The following is a 24,061-nucleotide window of genomic DNA, read 5'->3' on the forward strand; positions in this document are numbered from 1 at the left end:
CCGGGCTCTAGCAGCTCCGTCCGCCGAGGCGTCCGAGGATCACCGCCTCGGCCTCGGCGCAGAGGGCGTCGAGGTCACCCGCGAGGTCGGCTTCCGAACCGAGGCCGCCGGGCATCTTGGCCGTGATCTCGGCGAGTGCCGCGCGGGCCCGCTCGCGGAACTCGGGGTCCCGGTCGATGGTGGCGAGGAGCGTCGCCGGGTCGATCGCGGCCGTGCCGGCCTGCACCCCGCCGGGCTCGCGGCGGGGGCGCGTCGTCTCGATGCGCAGGCGCTCCAGCCAGATGTCCTCGTGCACGCGGTGGGCGGCGGCCTGGATCTCGGCCGTGATGGCGCTCCGGTCGGCCGCGATCCGGTCATGGGCGGGGGTCTCCCCGTGGAGGCGCACCCGCACCGCCGCGAGCCGCCCCTCGGCCTCGTGCCGCAGGGGCCGCAGCGCCGCCTCCGCGGCCTCGATCGCCGCCTGCTCGGTCTGAACGCCGGAGAGATCGACCGGCACGAGGTGGAAGCGGGCGTGGTCGACGATCAGCCGCTCGACCCCCGCGACCCGGCCGTCCGCCACGCTGACCGCGACGGCGCCCTTCGCCCCAAACTCGCGGATGCTGCGCCCCTGCAGGTTGCCGGGGAACAGGATCCAGGGATCCCGGGACAGCTCGGCGTAGTCGTGGACGTGCCCGAGCGCCCAGTACTCGTAGCCGCGCCCCGCGAGGTCGGCGACCGTGCAGGGCGCGTAGGTCGCGTGCGCGGCGTGCCCCGTGCAGGAGGTATGCAGGACGCCGATGTTGAACCAGCCCGGCACCGCGGGCGGGTAGGCCAGGGCGTAGTTCTCCTCCACCGCCCGGTTCGGGAAGCTGCGCCCGTGCAGCGCCACGCGGAGCGCGTCGAGGCGGTGCGTGTCGGCCCGCGCCGTCGGGAAGGTGCGTACGGAGCCCGGCAGGGTGATCGCCTTGGTGATCACGCTCTCGGCGTCGTGGTTGCCGCGCACGAGGATCACCGGGATGCCGGCCCGGTCGAGGCGGGCCACCTGGCGGGCGAAGAACAGGCCGATCGTGTTGTCAGACCAGTCGCCGTCGTAGACGTCGCCGGCCACGATCAGGAAGGCGACCGCGCGCTCGATGGCGAGGCTCACGAGATCCTCGAAGGCCCGCCGGCCGGCCTGCGCGAAGCGCCGGGCGATGTCGGGATCCTTGAGGGCGAGGCCGGTGAGCGGGCTGCCGAGGTGCAGATCCGCGGCGTGGATGAAGGTGAAGCGGCTCATCGCGCCCGTCCGGCCCGGCGGGGCACCGGCCCCGGATTCCTCCGTCCCCCGGCCGCTCGTCCCATGTTGGGTGCCATGTGGTGTGCCGCGCCGCCCTGCCGTGCCGTTCTCGCGCGGACGCCTTGGCTCCCCGCGCAGGCGCCCTCTCGCGCGAACGTGAGATCGCCTCAATCAACGTTCAGGTCAAATTCACGGGCGCGGGCTCGATCATCGCGTCCCCAGAAGAGGCACGGTCGGAGGACGCCCATGGTCCGGATGCTGTCGGCCCGGATGCTCTCAGTCCGGCTCCCGCGCGGAGCCGCGGTCCTGCTGCTGGCGCTCGCCGCGCTGCTGCCGGCGCCGCTCCCGTCACGGGCCGAGCCCGCCGAGAAGCGCATCGCACTGGTCATCGGCAACGCCGCCTACCCGGAGGGCGCGCTCGCCACCACCGCCAACGATGCCGGCCTCGTCGCGCAGACCCTTCAGGCCGCGGGCTTCGACGTGGCGGGCGCCCGCGACCTCGACGAGGAGGCCCTGCGCCACGCCCTGCGCGACTTCGTGGAGAAGGCCGCGGCCTCGGGGCCCGACACCGTGGCCTTCGTCTACCTCGCCGGCTACGGCCTCCAGGTCGAGGGCGAGAACTACTTCGTGCCCGTCGACGCCCGGATCGCCGGCGCCGCCGACGTGCCCGTCGCCGCCCTGCGCGTCTCGGACTACGTGAAGCGGCTCGCGAGCCTGCCCCTCAAGGCGCGCTTCGTCGTGCTCGATGCCGGCCGTCGGAGCCCGTTCCGGACGAAGGAGCCGCTCGCGGGCGGCCTCGCCCTCGCGGAAGCCGAGCCCGGCAGCCTCATCGCCTTCAACGCCGCGCCCGGCACGGTCGGGCCCGAGGAGACGGGCCCCTACGGCGCCTACGCCCAGGCCCTCGTGGAGATGATCCGCGAAGGCGGCCTCGCGCCCGCCGCGCTGTTCGACCGGGTGCGCCTGCGCGTCGACGCGGCCACGAAGGGCGCCGAGGTGCCCTGGGATGCCGCGCGGATCGAGGCCCCGTTCGTGTTCCTGGAGCGCGCCGCGGGCGCGCCTCCCCTGGCCCGCCCGGAGGAGGCGGCGCGCCTCGCCGAGAGGCCCCTCAAGGATATCGGCGCGCGGGACGCTTACGCGGTCTGCCTGGAGCGCGACACCCTGCAGGGCTACCAGGACTTCGTTTCGGCCTATCCGAGCGACCCGATGGCCCGGCGCGTGCGCGCGATCCTCGCGGCCCGGCGCGAGGCGCTGACCTGGCGGCGCAGCCGCCTGGCGGACACGCCGGACGCCTACTGGTCCTATCTCGGGCGCTACCCGCGGGGGCCGCACGCCTACGACGCGCGCCGGCGCCTCGCCTCCCTCGCCGCGGCGCTGGAGCCGCCGCCGCGCTACGCGGCCATCGCCTACGAGTTCGGGCCGCCGCCGCCCGAGGAGATCGTCTACGTCGAGCGGCCCGCGGTCTATTTCGCCGATCCGGTCTACGGGCTCGTGGCGCCCCCGCCCCTGCCCGTGGTCTTCCTGCCGCCCCCCCCGGCCTACATCGTGGAGCTGACCCCGCCCCCGCCGCCGGTCGCGCTCTACGCCCTGCCGACGCCCGCCTTCGTGCCGGTGCCGGCCTACGTGAGCGCCCCGGCCTACGTGGCCGCGCCGCCCGAGAACGTGATCTACCAGAACATCCACAACACCACGGTGATCAACGCCATCAACGCGCGCAATGCGGGCGTCCCCCCTGCCGCCGGCCTCGCCGCGGGGGCGGTGGCGGGCGCCGCCCTCGGGGCCGCCGCGACCCGGGTCGCCCTGCCGCCCTCCCTCGCCCGCAGGGCGGGGCCCGGACAGATTCCGGTCGGCCAGGCTGGCCCTGGCCCGAACCCCGGCGGGCAGGCCATGCCCGGCCCGGCCGTCGCCGGTCCCGGGCAGGTGCCGATGCGGATGGGCCCCGGCCCGCTGCCTCCGGGGACCGCGCAGCCGCAGCAGGCCGCCCGCCCGGCGACCGTTCCGGGCGCACCGGGCCTTTCGGGCTCGCAGGGCGTGCCGGGTGGACCCGCCGTGCGGGCGGGCCTCGGCCAGCCCCTGCCCGGCGCGGGCGGCCAGCCGCTGCCGCCGCAGGCCGGGCGCCCCGCCGACCCGCGCACCATCGGGCGGATGCCTCCGGCGGCGGCCGCGCGGTCCGTGCCCGGGGGGAGCCTGACGCCCCAGATCTTCCCCTCTCAGAATCCCGGCCCCCAGAACCTCGCCGCCCGCCCCGGCGCGGGCGCGCAGCCTCTCGCCCGCCCGGCTACGGCGCCGCCCGGCCCGGATCCGCGCCTGCGGGCCGCCCAAGAGTCGCGAGGAGCACAGGAGGCGCGAGCGGCGCAGGAGGCCCGCGGAGCCCGGGAGGCGCAGGCCGCCCGCGCCGCGCAGATGCGCGCCGCCCAGGACTCGCAGCGCGCGGCGGCCCAGGCCCAGGCCGCGCGGGCGCATCAGGCGATCCAGGCCCAGCAGGCCGTGCAGGCGGCCCAGCGCGCGCAGCAGATGCAGGCAGCCGCGCGCCAGCAGCAGATGATGCAGCGTCAGCAGATGGTGATGCAGCAGCGCCAGCAGGCGGCGCCGCGCCCGATGATGGCCCCGCATCCGCAAGCGGCCCCGCATCCGCCGGCGCAGCACGGCGGGGGCGGCGGAGGCGGGCCGCATCGTTGCCCGCCCGGGGTGCCGTGCCGCTGACGCGATAGTGGAGCCGCCGCCGGGGTGCCGCGTTGAGGAGCGGCGGCCAAGGCTTGGGGTGACGTCTCGGGGGCCGCCCCCGGGACGCCGCCGCAAGGTCGAACTCCACGCGCGCCGCGGGCGACGTCGCCCCGAGACCCTCACGCCGGAGCCCGAACGGGACGCGATGCTCGATTCTCGCCACCGCACCTCCCTCGCCGACGGCTCGGCGAGCGGGGCTCCCCTCCGCCGCGCCGCGCTCCAGCCGGAGACCTGCAAGATCGTGAGCTGGAACCTCCTGCGGCGGACGGGGGCGGCGGTCGACCACATCGCCGCGCTGATCGCCCAGGAGGCGCCGGACCTCATGCTGATGCAGGAGGCGACCCGGGAGATCGGCGCCCTGCAGGAGCGGGTGGGCGGGTTCTACCATTGGGCGCAGCTGCCCGGCCGCATCCACGGGCTCGCCCTGTGGAGCCGCGAACCGTGGGCGACCCCGCCGAGGGTGATCGAGCTGCCCTCCGGCGCCCTGTTCGACCGGGTCTGCCAGGTGCTCGACCTCGGCCGCTTCGGCGTCGCCAACGTGCACCTCTCGCACGGCCAGGTGCTCAACCGGCGCCAGCTCCGGCGCATCGTCGCCCACCTGCCCGAGCGCGCCGCGGTGCTCGGCGACTACAACATCGTCGGGCCGGCCCTGCTGCCGGGCTTCCGCGACGTCGGCCCCCGGCGCCCGACCCACGCGATGGCCCGCGCCGTGCCGCTGCGCCTCGACCGCTGCCTCGCCCGCGGCCTCGTCTGCGTGGAGCACGGGGTGCTGCCCCGCGGCGCGTCGGACCACCGGCCGATCGTGGTCCACCTCGCGCCGGCGCCCGACCGCATGACGTCCGCCCGGGTGCCCCGGCTCAGAGGTATGGCAGCAGCAGTCGGACGGCTGCGTCGCGCAGGCGGACGGGAAGGCTCCGGCCCGTGACCGCCGCGAGCGTCAGCGGCGTCTCCATCTTGCCGGCCATGAAGTCGTCGAGGGCTTCCGCCAGGACGGTGTCGTAGACCTCGACGTTCATCTCGAAGTTCAGGCGGAAGCTGCGCATGTCCCAGTTGGCGCTGCCGACGAAGCACCATTCGCGGTCGACCACGAGGGCCTTCGAGTGGTCGAAGGGCGGCTCGTCGAGCCAGATCCGCACGCCGCTGCGCAGGAGCCCGGCTACGTGGGCCCGGGTCGCCCAGTCCACGAAGCGGTGGTCGCTGGTGCGCGGGATGACGACGTCGACGGTGATGCCCCGCACGGCGGCGAGGCCCAGCGCGCTCACCATCACCTCGCTCGGCAGGAAGTAGGGCGTCACGAGGCGCACGGAGCGCCGGGCGCAGGTGAGCGCCTGCAGGATCACGAATTCGATCTTCTCGATGTCGGCATCGGGCCCCGAGGTGACGACGCGGGCGACCTTGTCGCCCACGGCCGGCAGGGGCGGGAACCAGCGCGCGCCCTCGAGCTCCGCGCCGGCCACGAAGGCCCAGTCCTGCGCGAAGGCCATGGCGAGCTGCTCGACCACCGGCCCCTCGATGCGGAAGTGGGTGTCCCGCACCGGGTGCGGCGGCCCCTCCGCCACGCGGTTCGCGTCCGAGATGTTGATGCCGCCCGTGAAGGCCACCCGCCCGTCGAGGATGAGCAGCTTCTTGTGGGTGCGCAGGTTCAGGAACGGCATCCGCCAGGGCAGCGCCGAGTGCATGAACAGCCCCGCCGGCACGCCGGCATGGACGAGGCGCCGGTAGGCCGGCGTGCGGAACCAGCCGCCGCCGACGCCGTCGATGATCACCCGCACCTCGGCGCCCCGCGCCTTCGCCGCCGCAAGGGCCGCGCAGAACGCCCGGCCCGTGGCGTCGTCGCGGAAGATGTAGCTCGACAGGGCCACGCTCTCCCGCGCCTGCCCGATCGCCTCCAGCATCGCCGGGTAGGCCTCGTCGCCGTTGCGGAACATCCGGACGCTGTTGCCGCCCACCGCCGGCAGGCGGGTGATCCAGAGCGCGGCGCGGTCGAGCTGGGTGAAGGCTTCCGGCACCGCGGCGTTCGGCCCGTGGGCGTCGCCGCCCTCCTCCGAGGGCGGCGGCCGCATCCGCCGGGCCCGCCGGGTGACGCGGTTCACCCCGAACATCGCGTAGAGGGCCGAGCCGAACAGCGGCGAGAGCCAGGCGAGGCCGATCCAGCCCACCGCCACGCTGACCCGCCGCTTGCGCAACAGGGCGTGGACCGTGACGAACAGGGCGAGCCCCGTGCCAATGAGCGCGGCGACGTCCGCCCGGATCGCGGCGGTGGCGATGAGCCAGCGGTAGACTGCTTCTTCCACGATCCCGAGCCCGGTCTGTCCCCGGGCCCCCTCATACACGCACGGGCCATCCCTGGGCGGTTCCTTTCCGGGGGAAAGGCGCTGCCCGGGATTCAGGCCGGGTCGGACGTCTCCGCGAGGGACGCCTCGTAGGCGATGAGCTGACGCCCGCACTTGATCGCGCGGTGATAGTGCTTGGCGGCCACGTCGTCGTGGATCGCCATCAGGTAGGGGGCCGCCCCCGGCATCGCCTGGAGGATGCGGGTCGACTGCACGGTGAGGAGGTCCTCGGCGGCGGTGGGCTCGTCCGACAGGTAGATCACCTGCAGCGTCACGCAGAGCTGCTTGCACAGCGTGTCGGCCTCGCTCTCGCGGATGATCTCGCTCTCGCGCAGGAACTTGCACTGCGTCTCGACCAGGAAGACCGACTTCCGGTCGAGGTTGCGGATCAGGGCGCCGTTGATGATCAGCCGCTCCGACGGCTTCAGCTCGATCCGCAGGGGCATGGTCGGGACTCCGTTCCGGGGTTCCGCCGAGGATGGTCACAAAGCCTTAAGGTTGTTTGAAGACCGACCCCGCGGAACCGCGCGAGGCCGGGATTTCAGATCATTTTAAGTATTCGGCTTAAGCCACGGGTAGGGCGCAGCGTGGTTCCTCAGAGCGTCGTCAGAACGACGATATCTCAGCCAATACGGATCCTCGTCATGTCCAGCGTATCCCTCACCGCCGCCGTCCGTCAGAACCTGCTCTCGCTGCAGGATACCGCCGGCCTCACGGCGACGACTCAGAACCGCCTGTCCACCGGCAAGAAGGTCTCGTCGGCCCTCGACAACCCGGTGAACTTCTTCACCTCGCAGTCGCTCAGCAACCGCTCCACGGATCTCGGCTCGCTGCTCGACGCGATCTCGAACGGCGTGCAGACGATCCAGGCGGCCAACCAGGGCCTCACCTCGATCCAGAAGCTCGTCGACTCCGCCAAGTCCACCGCCAACCAGGCGCTGTCGACCCAGATCACCACCAGCGGTACCGCCTCCACGGCCTACAGCGCTGCGGCGAACACGGTCGACCTCTACGTCAACGGAACCAGCGTCAACACCACGCTGGCCTCCACCGACACGATCGACCAAGCCATCGCCAAGCTCAACACGGCGGTGAGCGCGCAGGGTGCGGGCAGCGCCTTCACGAAGGACTCTACCGGCACCAAGATCGTCCTGAGCGCCAGCGCCGACATCGAGTTCAAGGACTCCACCGACCAGACGGCGCTGGGCTTTGCGGCCGGCACCGGCACCGCGAGTGCCTACGCGACCACGGTCCAGACCCAGAGCTCGGATCTCGCCGTGACGGGCGTGTCCCAGCGCAAGGCCCTCGCCACGCAGTACAACCAGCTGCTCACCCAGATCGACCAGCTGGCCCGCGATGCGAGCTACAACGGCGTCAACCTTCTCTCCAGCAGCGCCAGCACCAACAAGCTGCACATCGCCTTCAACGAGAAGGACACGTCGAACCTCGACGTTCAGGGCGTGGACGTGACCTCCACGGGCCTGAACCTCAAGGCGATCACCGGCGACACGGTCGGCGCCGGCTCGGCGGACGGCAAGGGCAACTTCCTGCTCGACACCGACATCAACAAGACCCTCACGGGGCTGACCAAGGCCTCCGACACCCTGCGTGCGCAGTCCTCGACCTTCGGCTCGAACCTCTCGGTCGTGCAGAACCGTCAGGACTTCTCCAAGCAGCTCATCAACGTGCTCGACACCGGCGCGTCGAAGCTGACGGATGCGGACCTGAACGAGGAGGCTGCGAACTCGCAGGCGCTCTCGACCCGCCAGTCCCTCGGCGTCTCGGCGCTGTCGCTGGCGAACCAGGCCCAGCAGAGCATCCTTCAGCTCCTGCGCTGAGCCCGGCTCCGCCGCAGCACGGTCAAGCGATCCTCGAAGGGCCGGAGCCGAGCGCTCCGGCCCCTTTTCGTTGCAGATCGAGGTCGCAAGGGCCGCGAATCGGCCACGAAAGCTTGCGAGGACGATAAAAATCGCTGTTGCCGCGATTTGTTAACCGAAAAGCAAGGATAGGAGCGTCAATTAACCTTAATCGTGTAGCGTATCGGACGGATCGCAGACCATGTCTTCTGAAGTCACGCTGTCGGCGGCCACCCGCCAGAACCTGCTCTCGCTGCAGGACACCGCCGCCCTAACGGCGACGACCCAGAACCGCCTGTCCACCGGCAAGAAGGTCTCCTCGGCCCTCGACAATCCGGTGAACTTCTTCACGGCTCAGACCCTGACGAACCGCTCCTCGGACCTCGGCGCGCTGCTCGATTCGATCTCGAACGGCGTGCAGACGATCCAGGCGGCCAACCAGGGCCTCACCTCGATCCAGAAGCTCGTCGACTCCGCCAAGTCCACCGCCAACCAAGCGCTGTCGACCCAGATCACCACCAGCGGTACCGCCTCGACCAAGTACAGCGCCGCCGCGAACACGGTCGACCTCTACGTCAACGGAACCAGCGTCAGCACCACGCTGGCCTCCACCGACACGATCGACCAGGCCATCGCCAAGCTCAATTCGGCAGTGAGCGCGCAGGGAGCGGGCAGCGCCTTCACGAAGGACACCACCGGCACCAAGATCGTCCTGAGCGCCAGCGCCGACGTCGAGTTCAAGGACTCCACCGACCAGACGGCGCTCGGCTTCGCGGCCGGCACCGGCACCGCGAGCGCCTACGCGACCACGGTCCAGACCCAGAGCTCGGACCTCGCCGTGACGGGCGTGGCCCAGCGCACGGCGCTCGCCGCCCAGTACAACCAGCTGCTCACCCAGATCGACCAGCTGGCCCGCGATGCGAGCTACAACGGCGTCAACCTGCTTTCCAGCAGCGCCAGCACCAACAAGCTGCACATCGCCTTCAACGAGAAGGACACGTCGAACCTCGACGTTCAGGGCGTGGATGCCACCTCGACGGGCCTGAACCTCAAGGCGATCACCGGCGACACGGTTGGCGCCGGCTCGGCGGACGGCAAGGGCAACTTCCTGCTCGACACCGACATCAAGAAGACGCTGACCAGCCTCACCGGCGCCTCCGACACCCTGCGCTCGCAGTCCTCGACCTTCGGCTCGAACCTCTCGGTCGTTCAGAACCGCCAGGACTTCACCAAGAAGATCATCAACGTCCTCGAGACGGGCTCCTCGAACCTCACCGACGCGGACCTGAACGAGGAGGCCGCGAACTCGCAGGCGCTCTCGACCCGCCAGTCGCTCGGCATCTCGGCGCTGTCGCTGGCGAACCAGGCCCAGCAGAGCATCCTCCAGCTCCTGCGCTGATCCCCACCGCGCCGCGCTCCGCGAAGGCCCCGTCGACCCTCCGGTCGGCGGGGCCTTCGCACATCGGTCCCCCACGCGCCGCTATTCGCCGGGCAGGCCGCTTTACCCCGCCTTAACCCTGAGGCGGTCAGGCTCGGACGATCCCAGGCGGGTGCCCCAATGCTTCGGAACACACGACACCCGAGCCCGGTCGCAGCCGCGCCGGGCCCCCACAAGCTCTTCCGGCGGGCCCTCGCCCACCACGAGGCGGGACGCCTGCGCGACGCAGAGGCGCAGTACCTGCGCTTCCTCGAAGTCAGTCCCGGCGACGCCGCCGCCCATTACCGCCTCGGCCTGATCGCGAGCGCGCGGCACGATTCCGCGCAGGCCGTCCCCCACCTCGCGGCGGCCCTGAAGGGAGCGCCCGGCGAGCCCCAGCACTGGCTCGCCCTGATCGTCGCGCTGCTCGCCGCCGACCGCCTCGGCGACGCCCGCGCGATCCTCGCCCGCTTCCTCGCCCAGGGCTTCTCCGATGCGGTGATGGCGCCGATCCGGGCCCAGCTCTGCGACACGCTCGAAGCCGAGGCGCAGATCCACTACGAGGCGGGGGAGTTCCTGCGGGCGGAGCCGTTCCTCGACACCGTGATCCTGCTCGATGCGAGCCGCACCGAGGCGGTCCACCTCGCCGGCGCCATCGCGGCGCAGACCAACCGCCTGCAGCAGGCCTTCGACCTCGTCAGCATCGCGATCCACCGGGACGACGCGCAGGCCGCCTACTTCTCGAACCTCGGCTCGATCCTCTCCCGCCAGGGCGACCTCTCGGCGGCGATGCAGGCCTTCGAGCGGGCCCTCGCCATCGACCCGACCCGAGCCCTGACGCACAGCAACCTCGCGGGCGTGCTGCAGCGGCAGGGTCGGCACACCCTGGCGCTCGAAGCCCTTGGCCGGGCGGTCGCGGCGGACCCGACCTTCGCCAACGCCCACTCGAACCTCGGGGTGGTCCTGAAGGATCTCGGCCGCCTGGAGGAGGCGATCGCGGCCTTCGACGAGGCGCTCCGCCTCGATCCCTCCCTCGCCTTCGTGCACAGCAACCGGCTGTTCGCGAAGCTCTACGCCGCCGAGGTGGCGCCCGAGGCCTACTACGCCGACGCCGCCGCGTTCGGCCGTCGCTTCGGCGACCCGGCGCTGCGCACCCGCCCCTTCGCGAACGCGCGCGACCCGGACCGGCGCCTGCGGGTCGGCTTCGTCTCGGCGGACCTGCGCGAGCACGCGGTGACCTACTTCTTCGAGCCGTTCCTGCGCCACTTCGACGGCGCGGCGTTCGAGACCGTGGCCTACGCCAACTCGGAGGCCGAGGACGCGACGACGCTGCGCCTGAAGGGGATGTTCGCGCACTGGCGCAACATCGTCGGCCACAGCGACGACGCGGTGGCGGACCTGATCGAGCGGGACCGGATCGACATCCTGGTGGACCTCTCCGGCCACAGCGCCGGCAACCGCCTGCTCGTCTTCGCGCGCAAGCCCGCGCCGGTGCAGGTGACCTGGATCGGGCATCCCGGCACCACCGGCCTGCGGGCGATGGATTACCGCCTCACCGACGCGAACTTCGAGCCCGAGGGCTCGACGGACCACCTGCACACGGAGACGCTGTGGCGCCTGCCGCACGTCTCGGGCTGCTACGAGGCGCATCCCCTGATGCCGCCGGTGATCGACCATCCGCCCTGCCGCGACAACGGATACGTCACCTTCGGGTGCTTCAACCGCTTCACCAAGGTCAGCGACGACGCGCTCGCGGTCTGGGCCAGCATCCTCCGGCAGGTCCCGGACGCCCGCATCCTGTTCGAGATCGTCGGGATCCATGATCCCGTAACCCGTGCGGGGGCCCTGGAGCGGCTCGCCCGGGCCGGGCTGCCGATCGAGCGGGTCGACCTCGAGGCCCGCACCCCGAAGACCCGCTACGTCCTCTACAACCGGATCGACATCGCCCTCGACCCGTTCCCCTACAACGGTGGCACCACGAGCCTCGATACGCTCTACCTCGGCGTCCCCTTCGTGACCCTCGAAGGGCGCCACACCGCGGGCCGGATGGGCCAGGCAATCCTGCGCGCCGCCGGCCTGCCCGAGCTCGTGGCGGACTCGCCGGAGGCGTACGTCGCCATCGCGGCCGGCCTCGCGCATGACCGCGACCGCCTCGCGGCGCTCCGCGACGGCCTGCAGGGGCGCATGGCGGCCTCCCCTCTCATGGACCATGCCGCCCTGGCGGCGGATGTCGGAACGGCCTTCCGGGGCATGTGGCGGCGCTGGCTCGCCGCCTGAGCCTCCGTCACTTCGTCAGCGCCCGATCACTTCGTCAGAGCGACGTAGACCCCGTCCCAGTCCGCCGGCGGCGCGTCCGCTTCGTAGCCGGCGATGCGGGCTGCGTAGAGGGCGGCGAGCCCCTCCAGGCCGAAGCGCGCGTAGCCCTCGGCGGCGGCGTCGAGGTAGCCGCGGGCCGCGGCGAAGTCCCGCGCACGGTAGGCGACGAGCATCGCCCCGTGGGTCTCGGCAAGCGCCGAGAAGGCCGGCGCGGCGCGCACGCGCGCATCGCCGAGCAGCGTCGAGATGGTCTCGGCCTCGCGCTTGCCCTTCACGCGGATGCGGTCGATCTCGATCAGCGCGAAGCGCCCGGCGAGGGCCGCGGCGGTGGCGGCGCCGAGGACCGTGCGCACCCCGTAGGTCTTCGACTGGCCCTCGAGGCGCGAGGCGAGGTTCACGGTGTCGCCGAGCACCGAGTAGTCGAAGCGCAGGTCGGAGCCCATGTTGCCGACGACGCAGCGCCCCGTGTTGATGCCGATGCCGACGTCGAGGGGCAGGACCGGGTAGCCGCCGGCCTCCGCCTCCGCCTTGCGCAGGGCGTTAAGGGCGCCCATCCGCTCCAGCATGTCGAGGGCGGCCTGGGCGGCGTTGGCCTCGTGGTCGGCATCGTCCAGCGGCGCGTTCCAGAACGCCATGATGGCGTCGCCCATGTACTTGTCGATGGTGCCGCGCCGCTCGATGATCGCGTTGGTGAGGGGCGTGAGGAAGCGGTTCATCAGCGCGGTGAGGCCCGCCGGGTCGGCCTTGTAGAACTCGGCGATCGCCGTGAAGCCGCGCACGTCGCTGAACATGATGGACAATTGCCGCTCCTCGCCGCCGAGGCGCAGCTTCTCGGGGTTCGCCGCGAGCTCGTCCACGAGGGCCGGCGAAAGGTACTGGCCGAAGGCCGAGCGGATCCGCTGCCGCCCGAGCTGCTCGCGCGCGTAGTTCGTGAAGACGAGGACCGCGTAAACCGAGAAGCTCGCCCCGAGGGGGAACGTCGGATCGAGGAGGATCCCGAGCTGCGTGAAGCGGAACCACGAGGTGGCCGCCAGCGACACCGCCACCACGGCGCCGAGGAGGAGCAGGCGCAGCGCCCCGAGTGCCGGCGCCAGCACGATGATGCCGAGGGACACCGCGACGGCGAGCGCCACCTCCACCACAACCGCGTAGTTCGGGTAAGACAGGGTGGCGCCCGAGAGCACGCTCTCCAGCACCTGCGCGTGCACCTCGACGCCGGGGATCACCCGGTCCACCGGCGTGGTCTTGTTGTCGAGGAGGCCCAGCGCCGAGGTTCCGATCAACACGATCTTCTCGCGCACCCGCTCGGGGTCGAGGGAGCCGTCGAGGACGCTCCGCGCCGAGACGAAGCGCGCCGGGTCGTGGTGGTTGAAGTGGAGCCAGACGGCGCCGCTGGCGTCCGTCGGCACGTCGAGGCCCTGCAGCGCGACCGAGGTGACGCCGGCCGCGTCGCTGCGCACCAGGACGGCGCCGGCCCCGGAGAGGACGCGGATCACCTCCAGGCTGAGGGCCGGCACCATGCGCTCCTCGGCGATCATCACGAGGGGTACGCGCCGCACCATGCCGTCGCGCTCCGGCACGATGGTGAAGAGGCCCCGACCCGCCGCCGCCTGCTCCAGCTCGGGCAGGTTGCGCAGGAGGCCCGGGAACTGTGCCATGAAGGGCGCGGGGTCCGGCCCCAGGGCGGCGAAGCCCGTCTGGGGCAGGGCCGCATCGTTGTCGGTGGCGCTCGTCAGCGCGGTCTGGCCGAGGATCACCCGGCCGCCGGCCACCGCCTCTGCCAGCACCGCGTCGTTGCCGGGCAGGCGCGCCAGCGCCGCCTTCGCGGCGGGGTCGAGCCCCTCCAGGGCCTCGGCGACCCGGGCGGGCGAGAGCCGGTCGGGCTCGGGGAACACCGCATCGAAGGCGATGGCCGCCGCGCCCGCCTCGCGCAGCCGCCGCACCAGCTCGGCGACCCGCGTGCGCGCCCAGGGCCATTGCCCGTAGGCGCGCAGCGATTCCTCGTCGATGTCGACGATGACGACTGGCCGGAAGCTCGTGGGCCGCGGGTGCAGCACCTGGAAGGCGTCGAAGGTGCGCAGCCGCAGGATCTCGACGGGGGCCGGGTCCCACAGGCGGACGGCGACGAGGAGGCCGAGGAGCGCCAGGGCGAGCGCCCGGTCGAGGCCGAGGCGGCGGGCGAGGCGCCGCCCGGGCCGGCGGCGGGGCCGGGCGACCGGCGGCGGCGCTTCGGGCTTCACCCCGCGCCCCCGATCAGGCGGCGTGGCCGGTGGCGGTCACGTGGGCGACGTGCCCGGCCCAGGCGAGCGCCACCGCGTCGCCGAGGCCGATCGCCCCTTCGAGATGGGCGAGGACGGTCGGTTCCTGGTCGGCCTCGGCCCGGACCACGAGGTCGAAGCCGTGCGCCGCATTCTCCTGCACCGAGACGGCGGCCGCGAGCTCGCCCGCCGTCACCGCGGCGCTGAAGTGGAAGCTGTCGAGGGAGAGCACGTCCGTCGCGGCGGAGAATCCCCTGATGGTCGGCACCTCGGCCGTGGAGACCGGCGTGGGCGCGAACACGAAGGTGTCGTGACCGTCGAGCCCGTCATGGCCGGGGATGGCGGCCGCGTGCGGGGCCGTCCCGTTCGTCGCGGAGCCCTCGCCGCTGGCCTGGGTCGCGGTGCCGCCGGGGCCCGAAGCCTCCGTGCCCGCGTCCGCGGGAGTCTGGCCGGTCGAGGACTGACTTGTGGTGGGCTGTTCGCCGGTCGACGTGGTTCCCGCCCCGGCCGGCGTCTCGCTCCCGGTCTCGGAGTGTCCGTCGGACGAATGTCCGCTCATGCCTCCGCCCGGGCTATCCTCCCCGGCCACTGGGCCGGTCCCCGATGGCGGCGTGACGTGGATCGTCACCGTGCCGCGGTCGGTATGCCCCGCGTCGTCGTGCACCAGGAAATCGAAGCTGTCGTCGAAGCCGTGGGCGTCCCCCGAGGCGCTCGGGGCGGACCGGTTCGTGTAGGTGTAGGTCCCGTCATCCCGGATCGTGACGCGTCCGTAGGTCGTGTCGAGGTTCTGCACCGGATCGAAGGCGACGTGGTCGCCCGGATCCTCGTCGGTCGCGGCGAGCCGGCCGTAGAGGGTCGCGCCGGCTCCGACCGTGGCGTCGCCGTCCACCGCGACCGGGGCATGGCCGTTCGCGGCCGGTCCCACGGCGGGGATCGAGATCATCGCGGTCGTCGCGCCGCCGCGGCCGTCCGTGACCGAGACCGTGAAGGCGTCCGAGCCCGCGAAGCCCGCATCGCGCAGGTAGGTGTAGCGGCCGGTCGCGGCGTCGATCTCCAGCGTGCCGTGATGCGTCGCGTCGTCGGCGACGCGCGCGAAGGTGAGGGGGTCGCCGTCCGCGTCGCTGGCCGCCAGGGTGCCGGCGGCGTTGCCCGCGGCATCGAGCACGGCCGTCGGGTCGGTGGCGACGGGGGCGTGGTTCGGCTGCGCCGCGACCGTGACGGTCGTCGTCGCCGACAGGCCGCCGGCGTCCTTCACGGTGATCGCGTAGGTCAGATCATAGGCGTCCGGCGCGGCGCCATCGCCCGCGGGCGGGGCGTGGAACGTCCAGGTCGCGCGGCCCTGGCCGTCAGATTCGGTCACCGTCCCGACCGTGAAGCTGTGCGCTGTCTCGAGCCGTGTCCGCAGGTCGTCCAGCGCCTGTCCGGTGACGGCCGTGGAGCCGCCCTCCCCGCGGACCTGCGCGGCGACGAGGCTGTAGCTCACCGTGTGGGTGTCGTGGAGGTCGGGGTCCGAGAAGGCAACCGTGCCGCTGCTGCCGGCTCCGGCAGATGTGGCCTCGGCGGAGGCCGCCGACAGGCGGAGGTCGTCGCCCGCGGCGTTGCCGGTGATCACCGGCGCGTCGTTGACCCCGACGAGCGTCACGGCGACCGGCACCGCCTCGCTCGCCCCGCCCCAGGCATCCGTGACGGTCGCCGTGTAGGTCGCGGTCAGCCGCTCCCCGGCCCCCAGGAAGGCGGCCGACGCGTTGGCGAGGGTGAAGCTCCACTTGACCGAGCCGTGGCCCGCGCTCTCCGTGTCAATGGCGGCCGCGAAGGCCGAGGCGAGCACGGCCCGCGTCGCGTCGTCGACGGTGCCCGCCGAGGTGCCGTTCGCCCTCTGCCACTGGATGGCGCCCGCCGGCAGGGCGGTCGTCACCCCGTGCCGGTCGCTGAGGTCCGGGTCCGTGAAGGCGAAGGTCCCGCTGCTGCGCAGGGCCGGCGCCTCGGTGACGGTGCCGTTCGTGACCTCGTAGACGTAGAGGCCCGGAATGCCGGTATTGCCGGAGGTCGTCGGCAGGGCGCGCAGGGCCGCGTCGTCGCCGGAGACCGGCAGCTCGACGGCGGTGCCGGTGCCGGAGGCGTAGCCGATGCGGGCCGCCGCGCCCCCGCTCACCTCGCCCGTCGTCCAGTTCACCGCCTCGTACCGGTAGGCGATGTCGAAATCGCCGTTGCCGAGGCTGACGAGCTGGAGCTGGAAGGCGTTCAGGTGGTCGGTGCGGGTGTTGTAGTAGCCGACATCGTCCCAGGTGACGGTGAGGACGCCGTGCGCGGCGTCGGCATCGACGTAGACCCGGTTCGCACCCGTCGAGTGGCCGCCCGGGGTCTCGGCCTGCCCGCCGCCGCGGGTGTCCACGTCCGCCCAGAAGGCCGCGATGATCGGGTTGTTCTGACCGGCATCGATCCGCGTCGGCGTGTAGGTCCCGGAGGGCCCCGCGAAGGTGATGTTGCCGTTGTTGTTGATGTAGAGCGTCCTGTAGGCCGTGCCGAAGAAGTTGAGCCCCTGGGCGCCGAACACGGCGGTGATGTCGATCGGCGCCGAGGAGTTGTCGTCGCCAGGCTCCAGCGCGAGCGCGCCGAACGGCGCGTCGCCGCTCCCGGTCGCAACGAGCCCGCCGCCGGTGGTCAGGTAGGAGGCGGCCGTGGCATCGAGGGGCGCGCGGCCGTTGGACGGCGCGGCCTCGATCGTGACCGGGGCCGGCCGCGCCCCGGTGATGACCGGCGCATCGTTCGTTCCCGTGATCGTCACGTCGACGGTGAGCGGGCGGCTCGTCCCCCCGTCCCCGCCGGCCCGGTCCGTGACGAGGACCGCGTAGGTGGCGGTCAGGCTCTCGCCCTTCGCCAGGAAGGCCACGTCCTCGGCCGGCAGGCTGAAGGTCAGGACGGCCTTGCCGTCCGCCCCGGCGGCGGGCTCCGTCAGCGCGCTCTGGGCGAGCGCCCGCTCCAGCGCGGCCGTGACGGTGGCGGTCACGTCCGCCGGCAACGTGCCGCGCGCGGGGGCGGAGCCGCTCGTCCCCTCCGCGGCGGCCGTGTGCCACTCGACCGAGTCGACCTTCAGTGAGGCGCTCGCCGCGTGGGTGTCCCCGCGGTCCGGGTCCGAGAAGGCCACGGTGACGGTCTGCTTGAGCAGGTCGCTCGACGTGCCGCCGCCGGGGGAGGTCGCCTCCGGCTGCGCGACGGCCGCGGCCGCTGGGCGGACATCGCCGGCGGCCGCCGCGTCGGGCTGCGCCACCGAAGCGTCGATGTGGACGCGGCCCGACGCGTTGCCGGCCGAGGCCTCCTCGATCTCCGGCCTGTCGTTGAGGCCCGTCACCGTCACGGTGAGGGTGCCCTGCGCGGTGGCGCCGTCACGGCCCGCCACCCGGTAGGTGAACACGTCGGTGTCCTGCTGGCCCTCGGCGAGGGGCGCGGCGTTGTTGGCCGCGTAGCTGTAGGTGCCGTCCGCCCGCAGGGTCAGGTCGCCGTAGCGGCCCGTCAGGACGGTACCCCCTTGCGTCACGGGCGCCTCGGCGTGGCCGGCCGCCTGAGCGCCGGTGATGCGGGCCCCCTCGGTCGTTTGCGTGGTGCCGGGGGCCAGGACGCCGCTGCCGTCGCCGGTCTGCGCCGCCACGCCGCCCTGGGCCACCGCGGCCGTCTGGGGCGCGAGGCGCAGGTCGCCGGTCGTGGTTCCGCCGCCCCCTCCCCCGCCGCCGCCGCCGTTCCCCGACGGCTCGGTGGTCGGCTGCGTCGTCGGGCCCGTGGTGGGGTTGGTCGTCGGGTTCTGGGTCGGCTCGGTGGCGGGGTTCTGGGTGTTGGGCTGCGTGGTCGGCCCGGTGGTCGGATTCGTCGTCGGGTTGGTGGTCGGCCCGGTGGTCGGCGTGGTCTCGGTCGGCCCGGTGGTGGGCTGCGTGGTCGTCGGCCCCGTGGCGGGGTTGGTCGTCGGGTTCGGGTTGGTGGCGGGCCCCGTCGCGGGGCCGGTCGCCGGAACCTGGCCGCCGGCCCGCGGCGGCTCGGCGCCGTGGCTCGGCTGCGGCTCGGTCGGGGGCGGCGTCACGAGGGGGTTGCCGGGCCCGAGGCCGGGCGGCTGGGGGCCGGGCTGTGGACCCGGCTGCTGCGCGGGGCCCTCCCCGGGCTGCGGGCCGGGCTGCGGCTGGATCAGGTTCGGGGGCGTGCTGGAGCCGCCGCCCCCGCCCGTCGAGGGCCCCTGGTAGACCGGCAGGCGCGGCGCCTCCTGCTGCGTCCGGAAGATCGACTGGACGAAGCCCTGCTCCACCTGAATGTCGAAGGGCGTCTTGGCGACCTGCTCGAAGGTGACGTCCGAGGGGCCGTTCGGCCGCACGATGTGGGCGAGCCCGGGATCGGAGACGGTGAAGAGCAGCTTCGTCGGGTCGGCGCGGTCGAAGACGTCGTAGCGCCCCGTCGTGCCGTCCGGCTCCGTCATCACCGAGAAGCGGGTGGTGCCGTCGTTCGCGTCGATCTGGACGTGCACGGCGGTGCCGCGGATCCCCATGGTGGCGACCGGCGTGCCGACCTTCATGTCGCCGGTCTTGGCGACCTTGCCGGCCACGAACGTGATGGTGCCCTGGACGAGGCTGAACAGCGAGGCATTCGCGCCGCCCTCGGCCTGGTAGACCATGTCGTTCAGCATCATCCGCGCGTTGGCGGAGAGGTTGAAGACCGTGCCGTCCAGGAAGGCGACGGCCAGGGAGGAGGCGCCCTCCGTCTGCACCATGTCGCTCTTGTAGACGAGGTCGCCGACGTGGAGCGTCACCGCCGTGCCGTTGCGGATCACGGTGGCGCTGCCGGTGAGCTTCTGCACCCGCCCGATCGCCGCGGAGGCGTCGCTCGCCCCGCCCGCGCCGGCCTGCGCCACGGCGATGCCGCCGGGCGCCAGGCTGAGGCCGGCCACGACCGCGTCCGGCAGGCTCGCGCCGTTGGGGGCGACGAGGGCCGGGCGCTTCTCGACGGAGAAGTAGTCCCGCACGACGAGGCGGTGCCCCTCGTCGCTGAGGATGAGGTCGGACCCCACCCGGGCGTAGTGCCCCCGGAAGAGCAGGCCCGCATCGTCCACCGCAACGGTCGGGGCTGCGCCGGCCTCGACCTCGCGGACGCTCGCGAGGCCGAACGCCCCGCCCGTCGGCAGGGCATCGTGGGCGTCGAGCGTCCTCACGGCCGGCCCCCGGCGCCGTCACGCGCGGCCGCGGCGAAGTCGATCCGCGGCCCGCACAGGATGACGCACGGGCCGTCTGTGGACATCGCGGCCTCCCGCGCCCCGACGACTGATCTCAGCGGGCCACCTTCGCCGCACATCACCCGCTCACCCGCCCGCCTCTGACCGAACCCGGTCCTTCGGCGAGCTTCAACCGAGTTTTGCTCAGGGTTCAAGTGCCATCGCGCAACGATGCAAGGTTTTAGGTCAAACCCGCTGCGCCAGAAAGGCGATCCGACCTGCGATCTCCTTGGGACGAGCCGCAATTTTCAGTGTGCGACGAAGCTGAGCGCCAGCGGAACCAGTACAGCGGTCAGGAAGGCGTTGAGCCCCATGGCGATGCCCGCGAAGGTCCCGGCGACCTCGCTGACCTGGAAGGCCCGGGCGGTGCCGACGCCGTGCGCCGCGAGCCCGGTGGCGAAGCCGCGGGCGCGCATGTCGGTGATCCCCATCAGGTTCATGAGGGGCGTGACCAGGATGGCGCCGATGATGCCGGTGGTCATCACGAGGACCGCGGTGAGCGTCGGGTCCCCGCCGAGGGCCTCGGCGATGCCCATGGCGACGCCCGACGTGACGGACCGGGGCGCCAGGGACACGATCACGCCGTGGGGCACGCCGAGGAGCGCGGCGAGGCCGATGGTCGAGCCGAGGGCGGCCGCGCAGCCCGCGGCGAGCGCCGCCAGCATCGGCACCAGGGCCCGCATCACCGTGGCGCGGTGCTCGTAGAGGGGCATCGCCAGCACCACGGTGGCGGGCCCGAGCAGGAAGTGCACGAACTGCGCGCCCGCGAAGTAGGTGGCGTAGGGCGTCTCCGTCAGCGCCAGGATCGCGGCCGTGATGCAGGTCGCGATGAGCACCGGGTTCGCGGCCGGGTTGCGCCCGGTCGCCGCCGCGATGCGGTCGGCCACGAGGTAGGCGCAGAGGGTGACGGTGAGCCACAGGAGGGGCGTGCGCGAGAGGTAGACCCAGACCGCGAACTCGCCGCTCATGGGCCCTGCCGCGGGCGCATCAGGCGGGACACGGCGAGGAACACCAGCACCGTCACGACAAGGGTCGCGGCGGTGGAGACCACGAGGACGACGGCGAGCCGCGCGCCCTGCGCCCGCACCACGTCGAGGCGCCCGACGATGCCGACGCCGGCCGGCACGAACATCAGCGACAGGTTGGCGAGGAGCGCACGCGCGGTCGTCTCCAGCGTGCCGTCCGTGAGCGGGCCCGGCAGCAGGCGCGGCACCGCGGGCGGGCCGGAATCGCGCAGGACCAGGAAGCCGAGCATCAGGGCCATGCCGATCACCGGCCCCGGCACCGGCAAGCCGCTGCCCCGGGCGAGCACCTCGCCGAGGAGTTGCGCCAGCAGGATCAGGCCGAGGCTCGCGACCATCCGGAGCCTCTACGGGGCGGCGCCGTCGCGCGCCGCGAGGCCGTCGCGGCGGGCCGCGGCGATCCCGGCCTCGTCGAGGCCGAGCAGCGCGCCGAGGCGCCAGACCAGGGCCTCCTCGAACTCGTCGACGGTGCCGTCCGCGGCCGCCACCGACCAGGCCATGGCGAGGAGCCGCGCGCGCTCGCCCTCGCCGGTCTCGCGGCCGATCATCTCGACCAGCATGGCCACGTCGCGGGTCTCCGCATCCATGGCGGCGGCCCGCGCGATCAGCGCGTCGGCCGCCTCCGGCCCGTCCGCGTAGCGGCCCTGCACGAGGCGGGCGAGGCGGGCCGACTCGGCCGGCGCCAGCACCCCGTCGACGCGGGCGACGTGGACGAGGAGCGCGGTGGCGGCGAGGTGCTCCTCGTCGATCACCGCGCCGTCCGGCGCGGCGACCCCGAAGGCCTCGGCGGCGTAGGCCCGCAGGCGGGCGATGAGGGACATGCGGGGCCTCGCGGACGACCCGCGCGGCTGCGCGGGACCCAACCCTTCCGCCCCGCACCCCGACCGTCAAGGTTGCGCGACGCCCCCGCCGCGCGATGCCGCCCGGCCGTGGCACGCCTGCATCGGACAGGGGTCGCGACGGTGAAGGGCCGGGGCCCTGCCCGAGGGTCGCGACCTTGCAAAGCGCCGCCCGGCCGGATAAGAGCCTGCCCCAACGATCCACCGCGACCGACGGCCGCCGGATCCTGCCGCAATAGCTCAGCTGGTAGAGCACCTCATTCGTAATGAGGGGGTCGGGGGTTCGAATCCCTCTTGCGGCACCACTTCGCTTCCCCCGACATCGCAGGACGGGCCCGGCGCGATCCTTTGCCGACTCTGCCTATCGCGTGAGCAGTCGCGCGGCGTAACCTGTGGTTCGCCGCCGTGATGCCACGATCCGGTGAGGTTTCGTCAATCTCGGGCCACTTTAGGCGATCAGTGAGCCGGTCGCGGCGCAGCTCGACTGCCGGAGGCGCCGCCGGGCCGGGCTCGTCGCGTTCCGCGTCGCCCGCGCCGGGCATTGGCGGCAGCACCAGGATTCCCGACGTGAGCTTCACCGTCAGCGCCCGCGCGTCCCTGCGCCGGTTGACCTATCAGCACGGCTCCCTCCTGAGCGCGCTGGACCAGGGCATGACCCTCAGCGCCGCGGGAATGGCGGATGTGCGGATCACCGACCGCGCCGGCCGGGCCTTCACCCCGGCGGCCCTCTACCAGACCCTGTTCGCGGCCGAGGCGAGCATCCCCCGCGCGCCGCGGGCGCTCGCCGCCTGAGCGGCGCCCGCCGCCGGCCTATGGGCCGGCGTGGTCGGCCGAGCCGGCCTATGGGCCGGCATGATCCGCGATGTAGCGCCCGAGGGCGCTGGCGGCGTTGAGCATGTGGGCCCGCATCCGGCGGGCCGCGGCCTCGCCGTCGCCCTCCGCGATGGCCGCGAGGATCTCGCCGTGCTCGGCTCGCGAGCGGCGGATGCGCTCGCCCTGCCGGAGCTGCGTGCGGCGGAAGGCCGAGAGGCGGGACCGCAGCGCCAGCGCCTGCTCGGCCATGAAGCCGTTGTGCGTGCCCGCGTAGAGCGCCTCGTGGAAAGCGCGGTTGAGCCCGTCATAGGCGTCGTAGTCGGCCGCCTCGACCATCGGGCCGGAGCTCTCGTGCAGGGCCATCAGGCCGCTCAGCTCCAGCGGGGTCATCCGGTAGGCGGCCAGCCGCACGCACAAAGCCTCGAACTCGGCGGTCGTCTCGAACATGTCCATGATCCGCTCGGGCGTCATGCGCGTGACGACCATGCCGCGGCGGGGGCGGGCCTCGACGAGGCCGTTGAAGGCGAGCTGGCGCAGCGCCTCCCGCACAGGGGTTCGCGAGGCGCCGAAGCGGTCGGCGAGGTCCTGCTCGTCGAGGGCGGTGCCGGCCGCGAGCGTCCCGGCGGCGATCTCGTCGGTCAGCGCGTTGCGGATCTGGTCCGAGAGGAGGCTGCGGCCCTCGGCGAGTTGCACGTCCATCGGAGCCCCTGGTTCCCGCTCGACCGTCCGAAGGGCAACGTGCGTGCCCGGGCCCTTCATCCCACCATGGCCCGCACGATCAGGAAGAACAGCGACGGGCCGACGAGGCAGCCGATTCCGGTGTGGAAGGTCGCCGTCAGCGCGCCGTAGGGCACGAGCTTCGGGTCCGTCGCGGCCAGGCCCCCGGCGACGCCGCTCACCGTGCCCATCAGGCCCCCGAAGGCCATGGCGGAGCGCGGGTTGTCGAGGCCGATGAGCCGGGCGACGAGGGGCGTGCCGACCATCACGATCACCGCCTTGGTGACGCCCGTGGCGATCGAGAGCGCCATCACGGTGGAATCCGCCCCCAGCGCCGCTCCGGTGACCGGCCCGACGATGTAGGTGACCGCCCCGGCCCCGATCGTCGTGATCGAGACCGCGTCGTGGTAGCCGAAGGCCACCGCCGTCAGGCCGCCGACCACGAAGGGCAGCACCGTGCCGAGGGCGAGGGCCACGACGCCGAGGAGGCCCGCGCGGCGCGCCTCCACCACGTCGACCTCGAAGGCGGTGGCGACGATGGCGAAGTCGCGCAGCATCGCGCCGCCCATCAGGCCGATGCCGCCGAGCGCCGGGATGTCGGCGAGGCCCTTGGTGCCCCCCGTGATGCGGCCGCCCACGTAGGCCAGCACGAGGCCCAGCACGATGGCGATGGCCGAGCCGTGGACCCGCCCGCCCGTGAGGCGGCGGGCGACGAGGTTCGAGACGAGCATGAGGGCGCCCACCACCGCGAAGGCGGCGACGAGGCTCTGCTCGACGAAGACGTGCTCGATCATGTGCAGCATGGCGCTCGACCCCCTCCCTCAGCCCTCGCGCGGCCGAGCCGCGTCGCCCTCGATCACCGCGCCGCCCGCCTCCACCGACGCGCTGCCCGGATCCCGCCGGCCGATCCGGCCGAGGACCGCGACCGCCGCGAAGCAGACCAGGACGGAGACGACCGCGGCGATGACCACGATGGGCCCGCCGCTCAGGGCCGCCACCACGTTCTGCTGGGCCGCCATCGCGACGACGATGGGGATGTACATGCCGGCCCAGAACTCGACCCCGAGGCGCAGGCCCTTCCCCAGCCGGTCCTGCCGCACGAGCCAGACGCGGATCGCGATGAGCAGGATCATGGCGATGCCGACGCCGCCGACGTTGGCCTTCACGCCCAGGGCGACGCCGAGGAGGTCGCCCAGGAACACGCCGACGAGGGTGCAGGCCGCCAGCAGCGCGACGCCGAAGACGATCATGGCCGCGCCCTCCCGCGGA

The 24,061-nt window shown here is 73.2% G+C and carries 17 protein-coding genes and 1 tRNA gene; 7 read left to right on the forward strand and 11 right to left on the reverse strand.

The annotated features are described in order from the left end of the window. Positions 1-7 precede the first annotated feature (7 nt). Complete coding sequence (locus tag ACLBXP_RS11895) at positions 8-1,255, reverse strand: metallophosphoesterase family protein (protein WP_447667868.1); 1,248 nt, start codon at positions 1,253-1,255, stop codon at positions 8-10. Between the two features lie 246 nt (positions 1,256-1,501). Between ACLBXP_RS11895 and ACLBXP_RS11900 the strand changes: the two genes are divergently transcribed. After that, a complete protein-coding gene (locus ACLBXP_RS11900) occupies positions 1,502-3,955 on the forward strand; it encodes a caspase family protein (protein ID WP_447667869.1) in 2,454 nt (817 codons plus the stop codon). A gap of 166 nt (positions 3,956-4,121) precedes the next feature. Beyond that, positions 4,122-4,901 carry an endonuclease/exonuclease/phosphatase family protein gene (locus tag ACLBXP_RS11905; protein ID WP_447667870.1) on the forward strand — a complete coding sequence of 260 codons (780 nt, stop codon included), beginning with the start codon at positions 4,122-4,124 and terminating at the stop codon, positions 4,899-4,901. On the opposite strand, the gene ACLBXP_RS11910 is transcribed toward ACLBXP_RS11905, so the two are convergent. Both ACLBXP_RS11910 and ACLBXP_RS11915 read right to left on the reverse strand, forming a co-directional pair. Continuing rightward, positions 4,834-6,270 (reverse strand): phospholipase D-like domain-containing protein, encoded by a 1,437-nt coding sequence (locus tag ACLBXP_RS11910; protein WP_447667871.1) that lies wholly within the window; start codon positions 6,268-6,270, stop codon positions 4,834-4,836. The two genes, ACLBXP_RS11905 and ACLBXP_RS11910, sit on opposite strands and share 68 nt — an antisense overlap. Before the next feature lie 92 nt (positions 6,271-6,362). Further along, entirely contained in the window at positions 6,363-6,755 is a 393-nt protein-coding gene (locus tag ACLBXP_RS11915; RefSeq protein ID WP_447667872.1) for a flagellar biosynthesis repressor FlbT, read from the reverse strand. Positions 6,756-6,953: 198 nt separating this feature from the next. On the opposite strand from ACLBXP_RS11915, the gene ACLBXP_RS11920 reads away from it, so the two are divergent. From ACLBXP_RS11920 to ACLBXP_RS11930, 3 genes are all read left to right on the forward strand, one after another. Next, positions 6,954-8,147 (forward strand): flagellin N-terminal helical domain-containing protein, encoded by a 1,194-nt coding sequence (locus tag ACLBXP_RS11920; protein WP_447667873.1) that lies wholly within the window; start codon positions 6,954-6,956, stop codon positions 8,145-8,147. Positions 8,148-8,367: 220 nt separating this feature from the next. Then, on the forward strand, positions 8,368-9,564 hold the full coding sequence (locus ACLBXP_RS11925; RefSeq protein WP_447667874.1) for a flagellin N-terminal helical domain-containing protein: 1,197 nt from the start codon (positions 8,368-8,370) through the stop codon (positions 9,562-9,564). A gap of 159 nt (positions 9,565-9,723) precedes the next feature. Beyond that, entirely contained in the window at positions 9,724-11,859 is a 2,136-nt protein-coding gene (locus ACLBXP_RS11930) for a tetratricopeptide repeat protein (RefSeq protein WP_447667875.1), read from the forward strand. Positions 11,860-11,885: 26 nt separating this feature from the next. Here ACLBXP_RS11930 and ACLBXP_RS11935 read toward each other — a convergent pair whose 3' ends face one another. The 5 genes from ACLBXP_RS11935 to ACLBXP_RS11955 all read right to left on the reverse strand — a co-directional run bounded on the left by ACLBXP_RS11935 (position 11,886) and on the right by ACLBXP_RS11955 (position 21,244). Continuing rightward, positions 11,886-14,138, reverse strand: coding sequence for a CHASE2 domain-containing protein (locus tag ACLBXP_RS11935; RefSeq protein ID WP_447667876.1), 2,253 nt, complete (start codon positions 14,136-14,138; stop codon positions 11,886-11,888). A 13-nt stretch (positions 14,139-14,151) separates the two neighbouring features. Further along, a complete protein-coding gene (locus tag ACLBXP_RS11940) occupies positions 14,152-19,341 on the reverse strand; it encodes a VCBS domain-containing protein (RefSeq protein WP_447667877.1) in 5,190 nt (1,729 codons plus the stop codon). A gap of 308 nt (positions 19,342-19,649) precedes the next feature. Continuing rightward, complete coding sequence (locus ACLBXP_RS11945; protein ID WP_447667878.1) at positions 19,650-20,369, reverse strand: LrgB family protein; 720 nt, start codon at positions 20,367-20,369, stop codon at positions 19,650-19,652. Further along, positions 20,366-20,761, reverse strand: coding sequence for a CidA/LrgA family protein (locus ACLBXP_RS11950; protein ID WP_447667879.1), 396 nt, complete (start codon positions 20,759-20,761; stop codon positions 20,366-20,368). The genes ACLBXP_RS11945 and ACLBXP_RS11950 overlap by 4 nt, the downstream gene beginning before the upstream one ends. Positions 20,762-20,770: 9 nt before the next feature. Then, entirely contained in the window at positions 20,771-21,244 is a 474-nt protein-coding gene (locus ACLBXP_RS11955) for a tellurite resistance TerB family protein (RefSeq protein ID WP_447667880.1), read from the reverse strand. Between the two features lie 247 nt (positions 21,245-21,491). Between ACLBXP_RS11955 and ACLBXP_RS11960 the strand changes: the two genes are divergently transcribed. Continuing rightward, positions 21,492-21,567 (forward strand) — tRNA-Thr (locus ACLBXP_RS11960). Positions 21,568-21,829: 262 nt separating this feature from the next. Next, positions 21,830-22,054, forward strand: coding sequence for a hypothetical protein (locus ACLBXP_RS11965; protein ID WP_447667881.1), 225 nt, complete (start codon positions 21,830-21,832; stop codon positions 22,052-22,054). 48 nt (positions 22,055-22,102) lie between these two features. Here the strand turns inward: ACLBXP_RS11965 and ACLBXP_RS11970 are convergent, their stop codons facing one another. From ACLBXP_RS11970 to madL, 3 genes are read right to left on the reverse strand one after another with little or no spacing between them, the layout of a single operon-like run. Further along, positions 22,103-22,774: a GntR family transcriptional regulator gene (locus ACLBXP_RS11970; protein ID WP_447667882.1), complete on the reverse strand. Its 672-nt coding sequence runs from the start codon at positions 22,772-22,774 to the stop codon at positions 22,103-22,105. Between the two features lie 56 nt (positions 22,775-22,830). Beyond that, on the reverse strand, positions 22,831-23,595 hold the full coding sequence (gene madM / locus ACLBXP_RS11975; RefSeq protein WP_447667883.1) for a malonate transporter subunit MadM: 765 nt from the start codon (positions 23,593-23,595) through the stop codon (positions 22,831-22,833). Positions 23,596-23,613: 18 nt separating this feature from the next. After that, the gene (gene madL, locus ACLBXP_RS11980; RefSeq protein ID WP_447667884.1) at positions 23,614-24,042 is read right to left on the reverse strand and encodes a malonate transporter subunit MadL; all 429 of its coding nucleotides are present in this window, start codon (positions 24,040-24,042) and stop codon (positions 23,614-23,616) included. Positions 24,043-24,061: the final 19 nt, after the last annotated feature.

The organism is Methylobacterium sp. A54F (assembly GCF_053346035.1).

Excerpts from the sequence above, each read along its gene's own strand:
- ACLBXP_RS11930 (WP_447667875.1), top strand. The coding sequence starts at position 9,724 with ATGCTTCGGAACACACGACACCCGAGCCCGGTCGCAGCCGCGCCGGGC.
- ACLBXP_RS11970 (WP_447667882.1), bottom strand. The coding sequence starts at position 22,774 with ATGGACGTGCAACTCGCCGAGGGCCGCAGCCTCCTCTCGGACCAGATC.
- ACLBXP_RS11895 (WP_447667868.1), bottom strand. The coding sequence starts at position 1,255 with ATGAGCCGCTTCACCTTCATCCACGCCGCGGATCTGCACCTCGGCAGC.
- ACLBXP_RS11945 (WP_447667878.1), bottom strand. The coding sequence starts at position 20,369 with ATGAGCGGCGAGTTCGCGGTCTGGGTCTACCTCTCGCGCACGCCCCTC.
- ACLBXP_RS11950 (WP_447667879.1), bottom strand. The coding sequence starts at position 20,761 with ATGGTCGCGAGCCTCGGCCTGATCCTGCTGGCGCAACTCCTCGGCGAG.
- ACLBXP_RS11920 (WP_447667873.1), top strand. The coding sequence starts at position 6,954 with ATGTCCAGCGTATCCCTCACCGCCGCCGTCCGTCAGAACCTGCTCTCG.
- ACLBXP_RS11905 (WP_447667870.1), top strand. The coding sequence starts at position 4,122 with ATGCTCGATTCTCGCCACCGCACCTCCCTCGCCGACGGCTCGGCGAGC.
- ACLBXP_RS11900 (WP_447667869.1), top strand. The coding sequence starts at position 1,502 with ATGGTCCGGATGCTGTCGGCCCGGATGCTCTCAGTCCGGCTCCCGCGC.
- madL (WP_447667884.1), bottom strand. The coding sequence starts at position 24,042 with ATGATCGTCTTCGGCGTCGCGCTGCTGGCGGCCTGCACCCTCGTCGGC.
- ACLBXP_RS11955 (WP_447667880.1), bottom strand. The coding sequence starts at position 21,244 with ATGTCCCTCATCGCCCGCCTGCGGGCCTACGCCGCCGAGGCCTTCGGG.
- ACLBXP_RS11925 (WP_447667874.1), top strand. The coding sequence starts at position 8,368 with ATGTCTTCTGAAGTCACGCTGTCGGCGGCCACCCGCCAGAACCTGCTC.
- madM (WP_447667883.1), bottom strand. The coding sequence starts at position 23,595 with ATGCTGCACATGATCGAGCACGTCTTCGTCGAGCAGAGCCTCGTCGCC.
- ACLBXP_RS11915 (WP_447667872.1), bottom strand. The coding sequence starts at position 6,755 with ATGCCCCTGCGGATCGAGCTGAAGCCGTCGGAGCGGCTGATCATCAAC.